The organism is Thalassobacterium maritimum, assembly GCF_031127805.1.
GTDB lineage: Bacteria > Verrucomicrobiota > Verrucomicrobiia > Opitutales > Coraliomargaritaceae > Thalassobacterium > Thalassobacterium maritimum.
Window position 1 is genome coordinate 1 of the sequence record NZ_JARXHW010000102.1, and the last position, 3,519, is coordinate 3,519.

At 46.0% G+C, this 3,519-nt stretch carries 3 protein-coding genes; all 3 read left to right on the forward strand.

Annotated elements, in window-relative coordinates:
• Positions 1 to 137 precede the first annotated feature (137 nt).
• Positions 138 to 1,898, forward strand: coding sequence for a S8 family serine peptidase (locus tag QEH52_RS19125; protein WP_308952559.1), 1,761 nt, complete (start codon positions 138 to 140; stop codon positions 1,896 to 1,898).
• 267 nt (positions 1,899 to 2,165) lie between these two features.
• Positions 2,166 to 2,525, forward strand: a complete 360-nt coding sequence (locus QEH52_RS19130; RefSeq protein WP_308952560.1) for a hypothetical protein — start codon at positions 2,166 to 2,168, stop codon at positions 2,523 to 2,525.
• 76 nt (positions 2,526 to 2,601) lie between these two features.
• Entirely contained in the window at positions 2,602 to 3,360 is a 759-nt protein-coding gene (locus QEH52_RS19135; protein ID WP_308952561.1) for a hypothetical protein, read from the forward strand.
• Positions 3,361 to 3,519: the final 159 nt, after the last annotated feature.

Sequence of the window (3,519 nt, forward strand, 5' to 3'; positions counted from 1 at the left end):
ATCAGAGCGGAATCCACCTGACCAAGGGCGGCAGCATATCCAGACGCACCTATCAACTCATTTCGCGCTCCAGGCTTCGCTCTTCGAGCTACGCCTGGGAAGCCGCGCTACACTCGCTCATCCACGTTCTGCAATAAATGAAACGCTTTTCAATTTTTCTATACGTCTTTTTGGGCCTCGCTGTCCTTGGTATCGCTACACTTTTTCAATACAAGGTATCCGGTAAATCCAAGACACCACAGCAACCAATTAAATCGGCAGCCTCTAGCCATATAAAGGAATCGTTTCCGCATTCAGTTGCGCCAATTTCAATATCTAAGCCCGTAATTGATGACCACCAAGGCAGCGACTCGGAAGTGAAGACTGCCGAGATTCTTCGGCGCGTCCCTCAAGCATTGAAACCTCGTGAGGTTATTAGTTTCGATGAAATTGAAGGTGAACTTGAAAGGCGTGTCAGGCGAGTTATAGTTTCGACTGAATCTGCCTTAGGTAAAATTTTAATTCTCGAACACATAGGCGTTGCCACAATCATGCAGCGCGAAATTTTCAGTGCAGAACACTTGGTCGTCCCTATCGCTAAAAATGCAAATGAGAATGTGATAGCTGCATCCATCGAGCAGAGTGGATTTAGAGTCACAAAGCCTTTCCCTGAAAGTGATTTCTTGTTCGCCCATTTGGAAGTAGAAACGCCATCTGCTCTCTTTGAATCATTTGAATACCTATCAAGCAATCTCAAGGGGCTTGCGAACGTTGAGTTGGACGGTGCAGGTTCTGGAGGAGGCGTACCATCTGATCCATCATATTCACTACAATGGCACCACCAGAAAATCGATTCTCAAGCTTCATGGGATATTACACAGGGCGATGATTCTATCATAGTTGCAGTTCTAGACACTGGTGTTAACATGAACCTCTCTGAATTTAGTGGCCGAATCGTCAATGGTTATGACTACGCAAACAATGATTCGAATCCATCGGACGACCATGGACACGGCACAGCAGTTGCGGGTGCTATTGCAGCAAACGCGAACAACGGTGTATTAGTCGCTGGAGTCGACTGGAAGTGTAAGCTCATGCCGGTAAAAGTTCTGGATAGCTCAAATTGGGGCTACTACTCATGGTGGGCTGCGGGCGTGAACTACGCGAAAAACAACGGAGCTCGTGTCATTAATTTATCTGCAGGTGGCACTGGATCCAGCTCAGCCTTGACGAGTGCAATTAATAACGTAATCAGCGATGGCGTCGTTTTTGTGACGATTACCCAGAATGATGGCATCGGGTCGGTCAGCTATCCAGGGTCACTCACACAAGCAATAACCGTTGGCGCAACTGAACGTAACGACACAAAAACATCATTCAGCAATTGGGGGCCGCAAATTGATATTGTTGCTCCAGGAAGAGACATTTATACCGTAAACCGGTATGGGAATTTGGATTGGTGGTGGGGCACTTCTTTTGCCGCTCCTCAAGTTGCTGGAGCTTCAGCACTACTTCTTTCCATCCATCCTGATCTTAATCAGGATTCAGTTGCCGCCCTCCTTCTTGCTGGGGCTGAAGATCAAGTTGGTGGCACTCAGGATGTGGCAGGTTTTGATAATTATTACGGTTGGGGGCGATTGAATATATACAACTCTATTCTTCTTGCACAGACATCTCCTAGCGTAGAGGTGCTGCCTAATAAAGATTTGCGTCTACGCTGGCAGCCACCACAAAACGCAGAATTTAAAAATCCATACAAAGTAAAATGGTCGAATGACATGAGCAGCTGGAATACGATCAATTCGCCGTCAATTACCTATGATTCGACAGCTGAATGGATTGATGATGGCTCCGAAACTGGTGCTCCTCTCGATTCCTCGGGCAAACGCTTCTATATCATTGAAATAGGAATAGAATGATCGCAGAGGACAGTGGAGGCAACGGCTAACGCCGTGTTTCACTTTAACGTGGATGAAAAGAGCGAATGAAATTTCCTGAAGGCGAATTACTCTTCCGAACTGGTGATTTTGACACCAAGAAACCACTTAAAGTCTCAGACTTTACGGATGTAGGATTTAGGGATGAACTTCGAAGACTACCCCCATACGCACCTATCAACTCCTTTCGCGCCCCAGGCTTCGCTCTTCGAGCTACGCCCGGCAAGCCGCGCTACGTTCGACAAATAAATGAAAAAATCCGGCACTCTCTTTATTTTTGTAGTTACAGCGCTTTTATTCGCCGCTTGTAACAGGAGTGAAACCACAAACCTTAACTCCACTGTCGAGCAGTATCAACACCGGAAAGGGATTCAAAAAATTGAAGTAGAAGGCCACACGATAAAAGTATCGTTTAGCGCGGATTTAAGAGGAGAAGAGAAAAAAGAACTAGCATATGAGGTGCTGAATGAGTGCACACAGTTTGGGATCACAACTTTGAGAGAAACTGCACCAAAGGGATTAAAGGATGAGGCCTTTTGGGGTTTTTCGATTTCACGGCTAGACGAGCCTCAAGAGGTCGGACCAGGCGGGACTGGACAATCCCATTAGCGCGCCCGATATTCGAGAGCACATTAGACCCTAAACTCACAGGCTGGGTGCCCGGCCTCTCCGTTCTGCGAAAGAAATGAAAATCATTTACCCCATCCTGAGCTTCTTCTTATCGGCTCCAGCTTTCGCGTGCTTGATCGACTACCCTTTCGAGTATCTCACACAAAAGAGTGAAGTCATCATCGTCGGTGAGATTGTAAAGATGGACTACGATCTCCAGCAGAAACCACCGCATGACGAGTATCACTACAGTGTTGCATATGTTAAAGTGGATGAAGTCTTGAAGGCCGACGGTGAACTAAAAGAAGGCGAGTTTTTCACCTTTCACGTAGAATCGAAGCAGGACGGAGGAACAAGTGCTTCAATATACTGGGATATGGGAATGAAGGGAACTTGGTTCTTTATGCGTGATGATGAATACAAAGACTGGCCCGTGACCTACCTCAAACCATCGGAGTTGTCAGAACAAGTAAGAAAAGAACTCTCTTATAGTTACGAACGAAGATTTGATAGGTCCTTCAATCCACACTTCGGATCGATAGAAGGCACATGGCCGAAAGAATGGAAAGACCAGGAGGAAATCCCTCTAACCACACTTATCAGCTGGCTACAAGTGCTACGCTACTATGGGCAGTGCAATGTTCACATTAGCCTAAGCGATAATCTCGATCCCAATATCATGATCAAGAAAATCGACTTCGATCAGTCAATTATGGGTTTCCTCAGGGATATTGCTGACCAATATGACTATTTGGATTTTGAATTTGGAAATCACCAGATCATTCTATTCGACAGACGAAAGGCAGAACCAGCCGCTTCTGGTCAACGTCGCTAACGCGCCGCGCGAGAGCTCATCGATCAGGGAAGAAAATTGAAAAAGGAAATCCTAGCAGACGTATTTTTTTTAACCGCTTATTTACGCTAATGACCGCTTATCCAACCCGACGCTAAGAACGAAAAATGAAACCTCATCATAAGCGTAAATTAGTGAAAA

Coding starts and splice junctions, on each gene's coding strand:
- QEH52_RS19125 (WP_308952559.1), top strand. CDS start 138: ATGAAACGCTTTTCAATTTTTCTATACGTCTTTTTGGGCCTCGCTGTC.
- QEH52_RS19130 (WP_308952560.1), top strand. CDS start 2,166: ATGAAAAAATCCGGCACTCTCTTTATTTTTGTAGTTACAGCGCTTTTA.
- QEH52_RS19135 (WP_308952561.1), top strand. CDS start 2,602: ATGAAAATCATTTACCCCATCCTGAGCTTCTTCTTATCGGCTCCAGCT.